This window comes from Myxococcales bacterium, assembly GCA_016720545.1.
Taxonomy (GTDB): Bacteria; Myxococcota_A; Polyangia; order Polyangiales; family Polyangiaceae; genus JAAFHV01.
This window is the reverse complement of the sequence record JADKKK010000009.1, coordinates 54,834-71,077: the sequence shown is the minus strand read 5'-3', so window position 1 is coordinate 71,077 and position 16,244 is coordinate 54,834. Positions and strand designations below refer to the sequence as shown.

General features: G+C 72.8%; 11 protein-coding genes. 9 read left to right on the top strand and 2 right to left on the bottom strand.

What is annotated here, in order from left to right:
- Window positions 1-50 precede the first annotated feature (50 nt).
- Window positions 51-1,802, top strand: a complete 1,752-nt coding sequence (locus IPQ09_17770) for a DUF2330 domain-containing protein (protein ID MBL0196033.1) — start codon at window positions 51-53, stop codon at window positions 1,800-1,802.
- A gap of 47 nt (window positions 1,803-1,849) precedes the next feature.
- The gene (locus IPQ09_17765) at window positions 1,850-4,027 is read left to right on the top strand and encodes a hypothetical protein (protein ID MBL0196032.1); all 2,178 of its coding nucleotides are present in this window, start codon (window positions 1,850-1,852) and stop codon (window positions 4,025-4,027) included.
- A gap of 55 nt (window positions 4,028-4,082) precedes the next feature.
- Here the strand turns inward: IPQ09_17765 and IPQ09_17760 are convergent, their stop codons facing one another.
- Window positions 4,083-4,781 carry a hypothetical protein gene (locus tag IPQ09_17760; protein MBL0196031.1) on the bottom strand — a complete coding sequence of 233 codons (699 nt, stop codon included), beginning with the start codon at window positions 4,779-4,781 and terminating at the stop codon, window positions 4,083-4,085.
- A 130-nt stretch (window positions 4,782-4,911) separates the two neighbouring features.
- Between IPQ09_17760 and IPQ09_17755 the strand changes: the two genes are divergently transcribed.
- On the top strand, window positions 4,912-5,430 hold the full coding sequence (locus tag IPQ09_17755; GenBank protein ID MBL0196030.1) for a hypothetical protein: 519 nt from the start codon (window positions 4,912-4,914) through the stop codon (window positions 5,428-5,430).
- Between the two features lie 249 nt (window positions 5,431-5,679).
- Here IPQ09_17755 and rplS read toward each other — a convergent pair whose 3' ends face one another.
- Window positions 5,680-6,030 (bottom strand): 50S ribosomal protein L19, encoded by a 351-nt coding sequence (rplS, locus tag IPQ09_17750; GenBank protein MBL0196029.1) that lies wholly within the window; start codon window positions 6,028-6,030, stop codon window positions 5,680-5,682.
- Between the two features lie 220 nt (window positions 6,031-6,250).
- Between rplS and IPQ09_17745 the strand changes: the two genes are divergently transcribed.
- The 6 genes from IPQ09_17745 to IPQ09_17720 all read left to right on the top strand — a co-directional run bounded on the left by IPQ09_17745 (window position 6,251) and on the right by IPQ09_17720 (window position 16,191).
- On the top strand, window positions 6,251-8,200 hold the full coding sequence (locus IPQ09_17745) for a hypothetical protein (GenBank protein ID MBL0196028.1): 1,950 nt from the start codon (window positions 6,251-6,253) through the stop codon (window positions 8,198-8,200).
- A gap of 130 nt (window positions 8,201-8,330) precedes the next feature.
- Window positions 8,331-9,872: an ABC transporter permease subunit gene (locus tag IPQ09_17740; protein ID MBL0196027.1), complete on the top strand. Its 1,542-nt coding sequence runs from the start codon at window positions 8,331-8,333 to the stop codon at window positions 9,870-9,872.
- Window positions 9,869-10,534, top strand: a complete 666-nt coding sequence (locus IPQ09_17735) for an amino acid ABC transporter ATP-binding protein (protein MBL0196026.1) — start codon at window positions 9,869-9,871, stop codon at window positions 10,532-10,534. The genes IPQ09_17740 and IPQ09_17735 overlap by 4 nt, the downstream gene beginning before the upstream one ends.
- A 205-nt stretch (window positions 10,535-10,739) precedes the next feature.
- Entirely contained in the window at window positions 10,740-11,402 is a 663-nt protein-coding gene (gene rplC, locus IPQ09_17730; GenBank protein MBL0196025.1) for a 50S ribosomal protein L3, read from the top strand.
- 200 nt (window positions 11,403-11,602) lie between these two features.
- Window positions 11,603-12,259 (top strand): RlmE family RNA methyltransferase, encoded by a 657-nt coding sequence (locus tag IPQ09_17725; protein MBL0196024.1) that lies wholly within the window; start codon window positions 11,603-11,605, stop codon window positions 12,257-12,259.
- Window positions 12,253-16,191: a protein kinase gene (locus IPQ09_17720; protein MBL0196023.1), complete on the top strand. Its 3,939-nt coding sequence runs from the start codon at window positions 12,253-12,255 to the stop codon at window positions 16,189-16,191. The genes IPQ09_17725 and IPQ09_17720 overlap by 7 nt, the downstream gene beginning before the upstream one ends.
- The last annotated feature ends 53 nt before the right edge of the window (window positions 16,192-16,244 follow it).

Here is a 16,244-nt window from a genome sequence, read left to right as displayed (position 1 = left end):
CACCGCCGTCTCGTCGCCACTCACCACCACGCCGCCGGAGCTGCCCTCCCATGAAGAAGTCCGCGTTCGTCTCCACCGCCGTCGCGCTCGCCCTCGGGGCGACCCTGCTCGCGAGTCCCCAGCCGGCCGCCGCGTTCTGCGGCTTCTACGTGGGCGGCGCGGACGCGAAGCTCTTCAACAACGCGACGCAGGTCGCGCTCATGCGGGAGGGCACGCGCACCGTGCTCTCCATGCAGAACAACTACGAGGGCCCCGCCGCGAACTTCGCGATGGTCGTGCCCGTCCCGGTCATCCTGCAGAAGGAGAACGTCAAGACGCTCCCGAAGGACATCTTCGAGAAGCTCGACAAGCTCGCGGCACCGAGGCTCGTCGAGTACTGGGAGCGGGACCCTTGCGAGGTGGAGCGAGAGTACGAGTCCATGGCGGCGCCAGTGACCGGGATTCCGCTAGCGGCCCCGGCCTCCGCCGCGAAGAAGGCCGACCTCGGCGTCACCGTCGAGGCGCAGTTCACCGTCGGCGAGTACGAGATCGTCATCCTCTCGGCGAAGGACGCCGGTGGCCTCGACACCTGGCTTCGACAGCAGAAGTACTCGATCCCGCCGGGCGCGGAGCCGTACTTCCGCCCCTATGTGCAGCAAGGGAGCAAGTTCTTCGTCGCCAAGGTCGACGCCACCAAGGTCACGTTCGACAAGGGCATGGCGAACCTGTCGCCCCTTCGGTTTCACTACGACTCCGAGAAGTTCGCGCTGCCCGTGCGGCTCGGCCTCATGAACGCGAACGGGCCCCAAGATCTGATCGTCCACGTGCTCGCCAGGAACACCCGCTACGAGGTCGCGAACTACCCGAACGTGACCATCCCCACGAACCTCGACGTGGCCGAGAACGCCCGCGAGTCGTTCGGTGCATTCTACACGTCGCTCTTCGATCGCACGGTCGCGAGGAGCCCGAGAGCCGTCGTCACCGAGTACGCCTGGGATGCGGGGTCGTGCGATCCGTGCCCGCTGCCCGCGCTCACGTTCAACGAGCTGGCGACCCTCGGCGCCGACGTGATCGACACGGCCGGCACCCCGGCACCGGCTCTTGCCCCTGCTCCTGCGCGCCCGACGCCGCGGCCTCCCAGCGCGCTGCCGGGCAAGCCCGGCCCGATCATGCCCGGCCGCCCGACGCGCCGCGGCGGGCTTGGCGGCTTCGTGATCACGCGCCTCCACGCCCGCTACACGAAGGAGTCGCTGGGCGAGGACCTCGTCTTCCGCGCCGCCCCGGCCATCATGGGCGGGCGCGAGCAGCGCGGCGCGGGAGGCCGCCTGGAGGAGCGCTCGCAACCGAGCCCGTACGCGAACAATTTCCAGGCGCGCTACGCCGTGCGGCACCCCTGGACGGGCCCCATCGCGTGCGAGCACCCGCAGCGAGGTCGCTGGGGTGGCCCGCCGTCGGGGATCACGGGCGACCCCCGACCGAAGCCCGCGCTGGGCCTCGCCTTCGCGCCGCGCAACATGCAGCTTGCATCTTTTCTTCGCTCCGACGCGCCCGAGCTCGGCGTGACCGCGGCGGGCGCGCTCGTGTCGGGCGTCGGCCCCACGGGCGTGAGCGCTCCCGGCCCCACGCCAGGGCCGAGCGTCGACGCAGGCCCGACCCCGGGCGCGGACGCGGACGCGGCGACGCCGAGCGCGGACTCGACGCCGAAGAAGCAGGGGTGCGGCGGGTGCGCGGCGGGCTCCACCGACGGCGCCACCGGAGCGCTCTCGCTGACGGGCCTCGCCTGGCTCGTCGGGCTCGCGCGGCGACGGCGAAGCGCGCGGTGAGGCGCGGGCGGGCAGGCGCCGCGCGCCGCAGATCCCTGGGGCGCGCCGTGCTGCTGAGCGTTGGCCTCGGAGTGGGATGCGCGTCGTCGCCGACACCGAACGAGCCGAGGCCGGACGACGCTTCCCCTGCGATCACCGCCTCACCCCTCGGCGCCACGCTCCCCTCGGAGGGGGCGCCAGACCTCGCGCCGGCGCAGCTCCGGGTCGCGCCACGCGGGCAAGGCGACGGGACACGCCTCGCCGACGTGGACGGCTGCGCCGAGTGCCACACCGACGCCTTCGCGGGATGGAAGGCCAGCGCGCACTCCTTCGCGTCGTTCGACGATCCAGTGTACCGAGTGGCCGTCGAGCGGCTGCGCGCGGAGCGCGGCAAGCAGGCGAGCCGCATGTGCGCCGCGTGCCACGACATCGCGCTGCTGGTCGACGGGGCGATGGACCGCGAGGTCCGCCCGGAAGATCCCCGCGCGCACGCGGGCGTCTCGTGCCGCGTGTGTCACGGGATCACGGCCGTGCGAGCCGACGGCAACGGCAGCTTCGACCTCGACCCCTCGCCCGTGCCGGTGCCCCGCGAGGGTGATCCGGCGAGCGCGCGGGCCCACCGTGAGGCCGTCGCGCGGCCCGTGCTGCGGGAGGGTGAGCTCTGCCTCGGGTGCCACCGCTCCTTCCTGGACACGGCCACCGGCAACGCCCACCACCTGCCCGGCCAAGACGAGGCGGGCGCGTGGCGGCGCTCCGCCTACGCGGGGAGCCACGCCGCGAGGGTCGACGAGGTGCCGGAACGCGACTGCCGATCGTGCCACATGCCGCGCGTGCCGGCGGTCGCCGGCGACCCGGGCGCGAAGCGAGGGACGCTCGCCTCGCACGCATTCCTCGGCGGCCACACCTGGCTGGCCGACGCCCAGCGCGATCCCGAGCTGCGCGCCATCGTTGCCGATTTTCTGAAACAATCCGCGACGATCGACATCGCTGGGGTGACCCGGGCGAGCGGCGAGCAGGTGTTCGTCACCGGGGAGCCGATCGCGATCCTCCCCGGCGAGCGCCTGGTGGTCGACGTGGTCGTCAAGAACGAGCGCGTCGGCCACCGGTTCCCGGGCGGGGTGCTCGACGCGCAGGACACGTGGCTCGAGATCGTCGTGACCGACGCGCGGGGTGTGCTCACGCACGAGGCAGGGACGCGGCACGCGGCCACGGGCGAGGACCCCACCGCGCACCGACTCTTCGCCCACGTCGCGGGCAGCCACGGACAGGCGCTGCGCCAGCGGGAGACCCACGACTTTCGCGCGCTGGTGTACGACAACACGCTCGCCCCGCGCGACGCGGCGATCGTGCGCTACGGGCTGACGGTCCCCGAGGGCGCGAGCCTGCCGCTGACGGTCCGCGCGACGCTGCGCCACCGCTCCCGGAGCCTCCCGCTCCAGCGCGCAGCCTGCGCCGACGCGATCACGCCGAGGGGCCGGGCGTTCGCCGCGGAGTCCCCGAAGAACCGCGCCCGCGCCTTCGACCCTTGCCCGCCGCAGCCCGTGACTACGCTCGGAGCGGCCTGGGTGGCGCTCGGAGGCGGGGCGATCGCGTCTCGCGCGCCGCTGCGCGCCGAGCACGCGCGCGCGCTCGCGTGGGCCCAAGGCCTCTCGCACGCGCTGCAGGAGCACCTCGACCTCGGGCGGTATCCGCTCGCGCTCGCCATCGGGCGCGCGCAGACCGAGCCGGAGCGCGCCGCCGCCGTGGCGCTGCTGGCGGACCTCGAGGCCAAGCAGGGGCGGCGGGAGGCCGCCTTCGGCGCTGCGCGGCGGGCGGAGGAGCTGGTCGGGCCGCATCCCGCGCTCGCCCGCGTCCGAGCCGAGGCCCTGCGCGCCGATTGGGCGTGGGCCGAGGCCGCGACGCACCTCGAGCAGACAGCGAAGCTCGCTCCTCAGGACGACACGGTGTGGGCCACGCTCGCGGTGATGCTCGGCGGCGCCGGCGCGCACGCGCGAGCCCTCGAGGCGGCGGCGCATGGCCTCACCCTCCAGCCCCGCGACGGCGATCTCCTGCGCGTCCAGTCGCTCGCGCTCGACGCGCTCGGCGCGGAGCCAGCGCTCTCCGCGCGTGCACGGGACAGCTTTCTCGCGCGACGCACTCCCGACGACGCCCCCTCCGTGCGCGCGCGCTGCTCCGCGAACGTGCCTCGGTGCGCACAGGAGCGCGATCCCCTCCACGTGAACGAGCTCCGCCCCGCGGCGCGCTGACCCGCGACTCTGCGATCGAAGCGCGGGATCCGGCTTCGAGGCCGCGGCGGCAGCGCTACTCGCGCACGCGACGGAGGAGCTTCGTGAGCGTGACGACGTTCCACGCGGCGAACGCGGCGAACAGCGCCACGAGCGCGACGGCCCAGCGGGCGTTCTCGGGGCGCTCGCCCTCGGCGAGGATCCAGGCCCCTTCGGGGACGATGCTGCCGGTCGAGGCCGCGATGGAGGCCTCGAGCCCGCGGTGCTTCGGGCCCGCCTTCGCGAACGGCACGAGGCGGCCCGAGAACTCGCGCGGGGGGGCGAAGCGCCCGGACTCGGCGCCCTCGGGGACGTGCAGCTCCACCCAGAGGTCGGGGTGCCCCACCACCGGCGCGAGCCTGAAGCTCATCGACTCGAAGGGGCGCTCGTAGCGGATGGCCTTCGCTGCACCCACGCGGACCTGCAGGTGGACGAGCTCGTTGCCCTTCACGCTCCCGGACGCGAGCGCGCCCGGCGCGAGCTCCCCGAGCTCGCGGGGCACGCGGCTGGCGAACGCGTAGGCCACGTCGCGGCGAAGCGCGACGGCCATCGCGATGGACGCGAAGGCGGTGAGCAGGAGGAGCAGCGCCGTGGCGACGCGCCCCTGCTTCGGGGGATCGGGGAGGGCCAGGAGCTCCGGGTCGAGCTCTTCGTCGACGAGCGACGGCTCACCCCCCGAGCCCGAGATCGGCGGGGTCGCCTGCGAGTCGGGGGCGTGGGAGGCGGCGAACGTCACGGAGAGGACCCCGGGGAGCGAGCACGGGTTTCAAAAAAGGGTACACCGTAAGGACAGCAAGCGCACGCGGAGGTTCCCGAAGCAGCAAAGCCTTTGCGCACCTCCAAGCACCCCGTGTAGGCTAAGGCCAATGGCCGCGAAGCTCACCACCTGCCCCTCGTGTGGTTTCACCAAGAACCCCGCCGACGCCCTCCGCTGTGGGTCCTGCGGGTCGAAGATGGAGGCCCTGGACAAGGTCCGGGCCGATGAAGGGGACCGCAAATATCAGCAGGACGGCATCAGCCCTCAATGGACGCTGATCGCCCTCGGCGTGCAGGGGCTGCTCACCGCCGCGGTCGTGTTCGGGCTCCCGTGGCTCGTGCGCGCGCTCGATTTCGAGGGCGGCAACGGCATGATCGTGTGCATCCCGGTGTGGTTCTTGGGCGGACTGCTCGTGGGCATGATCTCCCCCGGCCGCACGTTCATCGAGCCGATGATCGCGGCGTTCCTCGTGGCGCTGCCGTCGACCTACCTGCTCCACGCGAGCCAGACCGTGCGCACGCTGCCGGCCTTCCTCTACGTGATCATGGGCGCCATCGGCGTGCTGTTCACGCTGATCGGCTCGTACCTCGGCGAGCGCTGGCAGCTGGTTCAGCCGAAGAAGGCCTGAGCCCGGGGGCGGGCGCTTCGCGCGCTCGCGCGCCCTCTCCCAAGCCTCCCCCCTTGACGCCGCCCGCCGCCTCTCGCGGCGGGCTTTTTCATGCCCCCGATACCCGCCGCCCTCGTGGCGGAGGCTCGGCTACCTGCGCGCGGGGGCTGAAAACAGCCTCCAAACCCGCGCGCACAAAACGACCAAACGCGACCGCACGGTGTGTGTGGGTCGCGTCGGGAGGCGCGCCGGGGAGGCGTCGCGGGAAACTCAGGCGTCTTTCTGGTCGCGGACGCGGGCGGCCTTGCCGCGGAGGTCACGGAGGTAGAAGAGGCGCGCGCGACGCACGACGCCGCGGGAGACGATCTCGATCTTGTCGATGCGGGGCGAGTGCGAGAGGAACATGCGCTCGACGCCGACGCCGAAGCTCACCTTGCGCACCGAGAAGGTGCTGCGCGCGCCCGCGCGGTGACGCTTCAACACCACCCCCTGGAAGACCTGGATGCGGTCCTTGTCGCCTTCGACGATCTTGTAGTGGACGCGCACAGTGTCGCCGACGCGAAACTCGGGGAGTTGCCTGAGCTGCGTCGACTCGAGCGCCGCGAGGATGGGGGTGTTCATGGCGTGGTTCTTCCGTTTCTCTCTCGGTCTTGGGGCCAGAGGCCTCACTGGGGACGCGCCGAATTACCACCGGGCCTGGGGGGTGTCAACTCGAGCCGAACGTAGCCCGACCACACACTGGGACCGAGCCCCCCGTAGGATGTGCACGAGGCCAGAAGTCGCGGTACGCTCATGAGTCACGCCCCGCGTGAACGGCACGCGTGAACTGGAGGCTTCCTTGGTGAACCGTACCCGCGCAACCGGATTCGTGCTGCTTGGCCTGCTCGTGGCCCTCCCCGTGGCGTGCGGTGACACCCCGCCGTCCGGCGGAGGAACGCCCGGCCCGACGGCGACGACCACGAGCACCATCCCCGGGCTGCCGCCCGGCCCCACCGCGACCGCCACCGCGACCGACGCGAGCGTGCCCGACTCGGCGCCGCCGCTGGAGTGTGTGAAGCCGGAGGACTGCCCCTCGAAGATCTGCCTGCCCACGAACAAGTGCGCGATCGCCTCGCTCACCGACGGCGTCCAGAACAACGACGAGACCGACGTCGACTGCGGCGGAATCAGCAAGAAGGTGTGCGACGACGGCAAGAAGTGCCTCACGCGCCTCGACTGCGCGAGCGGCGTTTGCAAAGACAAGGCCGACGGCCAGGGCCTCCGATGCCAGGCGCCGAGCCCGACCGACCTCACCCGGAACGGCACCGAGACCGACATCGACTGCGGCGGCCCCGCGGCGCCCAAGTGCGGCGACGCGCTCCGCTGCGGCGACAAGAACGACTGCACGAGCGGCGTGTGCGTCGGCAACGTCTGCCAGGCGCCCGCGATCGACGGCCAGAAGAACGGCACCGAGACCGACGTCGACTGCGGCGGCCCGACCGCGCCGGCGTGCGCGAACGGCAAGGGGTGCGGCGTCGCCAACGACTGCACGAGCCGCGTGTGCACCGGCATGGTGTGCCAGGCGCCGAGCCCGACCGACGGCGTGAAGAACGGCACCGAGACCGACGTCGACTGCGGCGGCGCCGCCGCCCCGAAGTGCGGCGTGACCAAGGTGTGCGCCGTCAACGCCGACTGCGCGTCCGACGGGTGCGCGTACGATCTTCGCTGCACCGCGCGCGCGAGCTGCACGGCCCGCAACGGCGGCGACACCTGCGGCCGGGGCGAGGTGGGTCAGCCTGGCGCGACGCACGAGAGCTGCTGCGCGACGGCCCCCGTGCCGGGCGCCCCAGGCGTGCACCTCGGCAAATACGGGGTCACAGCCGGCCGCATGCGCGTGTTCCTCGATCGCATCGGCGGCAACGTCCGTGGGTTCATCCAGAGCGCCCGCGCGGCCGGGAAGATCCCCGCGAACGCGCCCATGGCGGCGGCGTGGGACCCCTACCTCCCCGTGAGCTTCGGCGGAAACACGCTGGCGCCGCCGGCCGAGCTCGCGGAGGGCTCGCAGAACGACGCGGCGCCGATCCCCGGCGTGTACACCAGCGTGTACCGCCACCTCGGCGGCTTCATCTTCCGGGCGAACACGCAGAGCCAGACCGGCTGCTACAACTACTCGCCTGGCACGCACACGTACTGGATGCCCGCGGCCATCGAGACCCAGTACATGAACGACAACGCGCGGGCCTACGGTCAGGACATCCTCGACACGAAGGGCCTGAACTGCGTGAACTACCTGATGGCGCAGGCGTTCTGCATTTGGGACGGCGGCCGCCTGCAGACCACCGCCGACTACAACGCCGCCTGGGGCGCGAGCAGCTACCCGTGGGGCGCCACGCCCGCGCCCAAGGGCCAGGGCTCGGCGACCTACGCGGGCAACCGCTTCCCCACCGCCACCGACGCGAGCCTCCGCGCCGTGGGCGGCACCTACGCGCCGAGCGCGAGCCAGAGCATCGAGTACGCGAACTTCCTCTACAGCTACGAGTACCCGAACCTCATCGGCACCGACTACGCCGTGTTCATCGGCGCGCCGGGCCGGCTCCGCGGGCGGAGCGGCAATGGTCACTCGCTGAACGACGGCCTCATGGAAATCACGGGCACGATCTCGGCGCCTACGGCGTCTACGCCGTTCGGGTCCACCATGACGTGGGCGAAGAACGGTTCGTTCGAGGGGCACGGCATCGGCGGCACCCACTCGTCGCACCTCCTGAACAAGTACGGCAAGCTCGGCTTCCGCTGCGCCTACACGACGCCGTGACCTCGCGTACGCTCTCCGCGTGACGCCCACCACGGCCCACGCACCCCGACCCGTCCCCGCGCGCGCCTCGACGCCCCACCGCGTCGGCGCGCGCGCCCTCTTGGCGCTGCTCACGGTCGTCGGTGTCGCGTTGCTCTCGGCCCCCGCACGTGCCGCCGACGGGCTCGCGCGCGTGAAGAAGGCGGGCGTGCTCCGGTGGGGCGGCGACGTGCAGGGCGGCGAGCCGTTCGTGCACGAGGACGCGAAGGGCCACCGGGTGGGCTTCGAGGTGGAGCTCGCCCAGGGCCTCGCGAAGCGCCTCGGCGTGCGCGAGGAGTTCGTCCAGAACGACTGGTCGGCGCTGATCCCCGCGCTCGAGCGGGGCACCTTCGACGTCATCCTCAACGGGTTCGAGCTCACCCGCTCGCGCTCATCGCGTGTACTTTACACACGACCCTACAAAATGTTCGCCGCGCGCCTCACCGCGCGGCAAGACCGACCGCTCGAGGGCACCCGCGCCGCGCTGAAGGGCAAGCGCATAGGCTCGCTCGCCGGCACGCGCTCGTTCGAGATCGCCCGGGAGAGCGGCGCGGTGCCCGTCTCCTACGAGGGGTGCCTCGAGCCGTACATCGACCTCGAGCAGGGGCGGATCGACGGCGTGCTGCTCGACGACCTCATCGCCGACCGCTACGCGCGCGGCCGCAAGGGCCTCGCCGTCGCGGGCGACTTGGAGACCGGCGCCTACGCGATCGCGGCGAAGCGCGACGAGGCCTCGCTGCGCGACGCGGTGGACGCGGCGCTCGCCGACATGGTGCGCGACGGCGAGCTTCGCGCCATCCTCCAGCGGGCCAAGCTCCTCGGCGCGCGCGACGAGGTCATCTTCGCGTGGACCGCAGCCGACCAGGCCCGCGCCCTGACCGGCGTGTTCCTTAGCGCGAGCTCGGCGGGCGATCCGTACGCGGGCAGCGCAGACGCGGGCAGCGCAGACGCGGGCGCGGAGGCGGCGGGCGGCTCGCCCCTCCCGGAGGCCCCGGAGCCCAGGTTCGATCTCGCGCGCCTCGTGCTCTTCCTGAAGGCCGCCGCGGTCACGCTCGCGCTGTCGCTCGGAGGCATGCTCATCGCGTCGCCGCTCGGGATGCTGCTCGCGTGCGCGCGCACCTACGGCGGCCGCGTGCTCGGAGGAGTCGCCGCCACGTACGTGGAGGTGCTCCGCGGCACGCCGCTGCTCCTCCAGCTCTACCTGCTCTATTTCGGGCTCGCCCCGTGGCTGAAGCTCCCGGCGGCGGCGGCGGCCGTGCTCGCGCTCGGCCTGAACTACGCGGCGTACGAGGCCGAGGCCTATCGGGCAGGCATTCAGGCCGTGCCGGAGGGGCACACAGAGGCGGGGCTCGCCCTCGGGCTGTCGAGGCCTCGGGTGGTGTGGAGCGTCGTGCTCCCGCAGGCCGCGCGCCTCGCGCTGCCGAACGTCACCTCCGACTTCGTGTCGTTGCTGAAAGACAGCTCGCTCGTGTCGGTCATCACCGTGGTCGAGCTCACGAAGCAGATGTCGATCACGGCGGTCGACGTGCGCGAGTGGGGGCGCCCCGGCCTCGCCTGCGCGCTGCTCTACCTGGCGATGAGCTACCCGCTCGCGCGGCTCGCGCGGCGCTTCGAGAAGAAGCGGCTGCCGCGCGCACCGCGGGAGGCGCGATGATCCGGGCGGGTGGGCTCGTCGTGCGCGATCCCGAGGAGCCCGCGCGGCGCCGCCTCGATGGGGTCGAGCTCACCGTGGAGCGCGGCACGCTCGCGGCGCTGGTGGGCGAGTCGGGCTCGGGGAAGAGCACGCTGCTGCGCGTGCTCTCGGGGTTCTTGACGTTCGACGAGGGCGCGGTCGTGATCGCCGGCCTGCCGCTGCGACCGGGGCCCTCGCCGCACTCGCTCCGGCTCGCGCTGCGCCGGCGCGCGGTGCTCGTGCTCCAAGAGGCGAACCTGTTCCCGCACCTCTCGGTGACCGAGAACGTGACCCTCGCGCTCCGGCACGTGCGCGGCCACGACCCCACGACGGCGACGCGCGCGGCCCACGCGATGCTCGAGCGCCTCGGCCTCGAGGCCCATAGGGACGCCGCGCCCGAGTCGCTCTCGGGCGGGGAGGCGCAGCGCGTGGCGCTCGCGAGGGCGCTCGTCCTCGAGCCCCCGGTGCTGCTCCTCGACGAGCCCACGAGCGCGCTCGACCCGAAGCGGCGCGCCGATCTGGCCGGGCTCTTCCGCGAGCGCGCGGCGGGCGGGATGACCCTGCTCGCCGTGACCCACGACGAGACCCTCGCCGCCTCCGCCGACGCGCGCTTCACGATGGCCGCCGGGAAGCTCGCGAATTAAAGTCGCAAGCACTCTTTCTGCGTCACAGCCGCTTGACTCGGGGGCGGTCTTTTGCCATGGTGCGCGCCCCTCGGACAGTGCTCGAGGCGTGGGGACTTCCCCCGGTCCAGCCCCAAGGACCGGTCTGGCACGAAGAGTCGTGCGGAACGCCAACGGCCGGGTGTGTCGTCCGGGACCTTGAAGGGGCACCCAAGGAGCTACGAACATGAATCAGCAGCCTGGCATCATCGGCAAGAAGATCGGCTTCACCCAGTACTTCACCCCCGACGGCACCGTGAAGCGCGTGTGCGTCATCGAGGCCGGCCCCGTGGTCGTCGTCGGCAAGCGCACCGTCGAGAAGGACGGCTACACCGCCCTCGTCTACGGAATGACCGACGCGAAGGACAAGCACGTCACGAAGCCGGTCGCCGGCGCGTTCAAGAAGGCCAACGTCGCGGCGAAGCGCGTCGTGCGCGAGCTGCGTTGCTCGCCCGAGTTCGCGGCGAAGTTCGAGGTCGGCCACACGATGAAGCTCGACGAGGTCTTCACGGAGGGCCAGCTCGTCGACGCCCAAGGCGCCACGCGCGGACGCGGCTACACCGGCGTCATGCGCCGCTGGAACTTCGCCGGCATGGGCCGCTCGCACGGCACGCACGAGTACCACCGCCACGGCGGCTCGATCGGCACCAACATGACCCCGGGTCGCACGCTGCCGAACACCGGCATGCCGGGCCAGTACGGCAACGAGACCGTGAGCATGCAGAACCTCACCCTCGCGCGCATCGACGTCGAGAAGAACCTCCTCATGATCGAGGGCGGCGTCCCGGGCGCGAACCAGGGCGTGGTGCTCATCCGCGCCGCCGTCAAGCGCCGCCTCAAGAACGGCTGAGCGCCCCACGAGGCGCGAACGGCGCATCGGCGACCGCCCCGCAGCCCTCGTGGCCGCGGGGCGCTCTATCTTTTGTCGACCCCACATTCGCGCACGCGAGAGAACAACCCGGGCCGCGTTGCGTCTAAGATGCCGCCTGGAGACCGCCCCGAGCCGCTCGGGAGGCGCTCGCGGGGCTGGACAGACCTTGAGGTGCCGGCGTGAAGGGGCGTAAGAATCCGTACAAGGGGGCCGATCACTTCACGGTGGAGGCCAAGAAGGCCGGCTACCCCGCGCGGAGCGTCTTCAAGCTCGAGGAGATCGACAAGCGCGTGCGCATGTTCCGGCCCGGGCAGAGCGTGCTCGACCTGGGGGCCTCTCCCGGGAGCTGGACGCTCTACGCCGCGGGGCGCGTCGGCCCCAAGGGGCGCGTGCTCGCGATGGACCTGAAGGAGCTCAACACGCAGGTGCCCGCGAACGTGGAGTTCTTCATTGGCGACGCCCTGTCGCTCGAGACCGAAGCGCTTTCACGCTTCGCTCCGTACGACGTCGTCGTCTCGGACATGGCGCCGAACACCACGGGCAACCGCCTCGGCGATCAGACCCGCAGCTTCGATCTGTTCATGCGCGCGCTCGCGGTCGCGGAGGCCCTGCTCAAGCCCGGGGGCGCGTTCGTTGGAAAGATCTTCATGGGGGAGGACTTCGTGCGCGCCCGTGACGAGGTGAAGCGCCTCTTCGCCGCCGAGCGCACCATCCGGCCCGAGGGCACCCGCACCTCGAGCTACGAGGTGTTCGTCGTGGGCGAGCGGCGGAAGGCGCCCGAGCACGCGAGTCCGAACGCCACGCAGGAGCCGGCCGCTCCCGGGGGTCGATCGTGATCGGGGGCGTCGAGCACGCGCCGAGCACGCTCGGTGGCCGCTTCGTCGTCGAGCGCGAGGTGGGGCGTGGCGGCGTCGGCATCGTGTACCGCGCCCTCGACCGCATCACCGGGCACACGGTGGCGCTCAAGGTCATCGCGATCGCGGGCGTAGACGCGAGCGAAGAGGCCAGGTTCGCCCGGGAGGGGCGGCTGCTCGCGGGGCTCTCGGCGCCAGGCATCGTGAAGGTCATCGCGTTCGGTCAGCTCGACGAGGGCCAGCCCTTCGTGGCCATGGAGTGGCTCCAGGGCGAGGACATCGCGCAGCGGCAGCTCCGGCAGCGCGTGACCATCGCGGAGTCGCTCGACATCGCGGCGCAGGTCGCGGACGCCCTCGCCTGCGCGCACGCAGCGGGCATCGTCCACCGCGACGTGAAGCCGTCGAACGTCATCCTCGTCGGGAGCGGCGCCGCGCAGGTCGGCGCGGAGCCGGCGCCCATCGTCGCCAAGCTCGTGGACTTCGGCGTGGCGAGCGCCGAGGACGCGCGCATCACGCGCACGGGAGCCATCGTAGGCACACCCGCGTACATGGCGCCCGAGCAGGCCCGCGGCGACTGCGCCGTCGACGTGCGCTCCGACATCTACAGCCTCGGCGCGACCCTCTTCGAGATGCTCACCGGGCGCCCGCCGCACGTCGGCCCCACGCCCGTCGCCGTGCTCGCGAAGCTCGTGACCACGCCGGCGCCGCGCCTCCGGGAGCTCTTCCACGACGCCCCCCTGTCGTTGGACGAGCTGCTCGGGCGGATGCTCGCCACGTTCCCGGAAGAGCGCCCCGACAGCGCGAGCCTCGTGGCCGACGAGCTCCGCCGAATCCGTGACGCGCTCGCCGTGCACGGCCCCGAGACCGTGAGGAACCCGCTGAGCGAGCCTCCGCCGAGCGTGGGGGCGCAGTTTCTCTCGTCTTCTCGAGGACTTGGCGGCCAGCGCCTCGTCACCAGCATCCTCGCCACCTGTGTGCCAAAGGGGCCCGCACGCCACCGGCTCCTCGCCCACCTCCGCACGCGAGGCGCCGAGGCCACCGAGCTCGGCGGCGACGCGATCGTCGCGCACTTCGGCGTGCACAAGACCCTCGGCGACGAGGCGTGGCGCGCGCTCGATCTCGGCGCTCGCCTCGCGAAGACGAACGCGGCGGTCGGCGTCGCGTCGGGACGCTCACGCATCGATCGCACGAAGCCCACCGGTGAGGTGGTCGATCGCGCGGCCGCGCTCGCACGCGACGCGCGGCGCGGCCAGGTGCTCTCCGACACCACCACGACCGAGCTCGCTCGCGGGCGCTTCGAGTTCCAGCTGCGGCCCGACGGCACGTCGATCCTGGGTCAGGCCGTGACGGCCAAGCGCGAGACCGTCGGGGGCGCGCCCTTCCTCGGACGTGAGGCTGAGCTCGCCCAGATCGTGAGGAGCTTCGAGCAGTGCGCCGAGGAGCGCACCCCCATCCTCGTGTCGGTGACGGGGACTCCGGGCATCGGAAAGACCCGCCTCCGCAGCGAGGCGCTGGCGAGCCTTGGGGCGTTCCCGAGCGCGCCCCAGATCGCGCTCGTGCGGTGCGAGTCGTTCGCGAAGACCCACGCGCTCGGGATCATGGCCGACGTCGCGCGCGCCCTCACCGGCCTGCCGAAGACCGCCGGCCACGAGGAGCTCATGGACGCGCTCTCGGCGCTCGTGCCCGTGCGTCCCGCGCAGCTCGAGGGGCTGGGCGGCCCCACGCGCGAGCTCGTCGGTCGGCTCCTCACGAACGAGGCGGTGCCGAACTCGGTGGAGCAGAGCGGCGCGCGCGACGCGCTGTGGATCATGCTGACGATGGCCGCCCTGAACGTCGCCGCCCGCGCGCCGCTCGTCCTCGCCATCGAGGACGCGCAGTGGTCCGACAGCGAGAGCCTCGCGTGGCTCGATCACGTGCTCGCGCGGGCGGGAAGGCACCCCATCTTCGTGCTGATGACCGCGCGGCCGGCGTTCCTGCGGGAGCTCGCGCAGCGCTTCACGGGCCGCGAGCACGTGCGCCTCGAGCTGCGTCCGCTCTCCAAACGCACGGTCCGCGCGATCGCCACGACGATCCTCGGCGCGCGCGCCGAAGGGGCCGCCGGGGAGGAGCTGCTCGAGATGATCGCGGGGCAGTCGTCGGGCTCGCCGCTCTTCGCCGAGGAGCTCTCGCGCCTCGCGGCGCAGGGGCGCGATCCGGCCGGCGCGCTCACCATCGAGGCCGCGCTCCAGGTGCACCTCGACGCGCTCGACGAGGACCTCCGCGACGCGGTGACCCGGCTCTCGGTGTTCGGCCTGAAGGGGTGGGACGTGGGCCTCGCCGCGCTGGGATGCCCCCGCGCGCACGAGGCGCTCCGGGCGCTCGCGGGCGCCGAGATCCTCGTCGAGCAGGCCGGCTCCCGCTTCCGCGACGCGCGCGAGTGGGCCTTCAAGCACGCGCTCGCGCGGGAGGTGGCCTACGCGTCGCTCGGCGAGGACGACCTCCGCGAGCTCCACGCGCGCGCGGGGCGCTGGCTCGCGAGCATGGGCGAAGACGACGCGACGGTCGCGCGGCACCTCGAGCTCGGCGGCGAGGCGGCCGAAGGCGCGGTGTACCTGGAGCGCGCCGCGCGCCGCGCGCTGGCCACCAACGCCCACGCCGACGCGGCGACCTACGCCGAGCGAGCCCTCGCCTTCGCCGAGGACAAGCCCACCCAGTTCGGCCGCGCGCTGCTGCTCGACGAGGCCTACGTTCGGCTCGATCCGCGGGCCGCGGATCGCGAGACCGCCGTCGCGCTCCTCGAGGACGCGGTGTACGACGAGGCGAGCGCGGTGCGAGCGCGGGGCGCCAGGCTCCGATACGACGCGGCGAAGGGCGGCGGTCCCGAGACCATCACGGGGCTCGACGAAATTCGCAAGTCTGCGCAAGAGCTCGGCATTTTCGATGAGGTAGCGCGCTCCTCGGCGACGCTGGCCGCCCGCTGCGCCTTCGCCGGCGAGCTCGACCGCGCGGCGCTCGTGGCGTCCGAGCTGCTCGACCTCGCGACGAGGCACCGCGTCCCCGGCGCCTCGGTCGACGCGTGGCAGACGCTCGCCGTCGTGCGGCAGGCGCGCGGCGAGGTCGGGGCGGCGCTCGACGCGCGACGCTCGGCTGCGGCGGCCGCGCGCTCCGCCGGGCTCAAGGCGAACGAGGCCACGCTGACCATCAACGTGGGCTTCGCGCTGACGACCGTGGGCGCGAAAGAGGAGGCGCGCGCGGAGATCGACGCGGGGATCGCGCTCGCGCAGGCCGTGGGCTCCCAGGGCGTGCTGCGGCACGGGCAGATGATCCTGCTCTGCTGGGCCTCCACGTTCGGGGCGACCTGTGACCTCGAGGAGCTGCTCGCCGAGCCGCGCCGCGTGGCCGACGGGGCGGCGTCGGGCGGCTGGGTGCCGCACGATCGGGCGACGCTAGGGGTGCTCTTCTACCGCGGGGTCGAGCTCCTCCGCAGCGTCGAGGCGCCCGACGTCGAGCGCGCCCGCGTGCTCCTCCGCACCGCCGCGGGCGCGTACCGCTCCACCAAGATGTTGGACCTCGTGCCGGTCGCCCTCGGCGAGTGGGCCGAGGCCGAGCGCCGCCTCGGCGAGCCCGAGCGCGCGCAGGAGCTCGCCCTCGAGGCGGCGGCGCTCCTCGAGGACGGCTCGCCCTCCTTGCTCAACGAGGCGCCCATCTTCTTGGCCCTGCACGACGTGTACGTCGATCTGGGTCGGCTTCGAGAGGCCCGCGACGCGATCGTGAGGGCCATGCCGAGGCTCTCGCTGCGCGTCCAGGGGCTGCGCGGCACGCCCTACGGCCGCGGTTTTCTCACCAACGTGGCCCAGAACGCGGGCCTCGTCGCCGCAGCGGAGGCGTACGGCCTCGTCCCGGAAGAGCTGCAGCGAGTGCTCGACGGCGGCTGAGCGGCCCCACGCGCGCCCTTGACGCGCCGCGCGCGAGGGGGTCCCATGCGCCC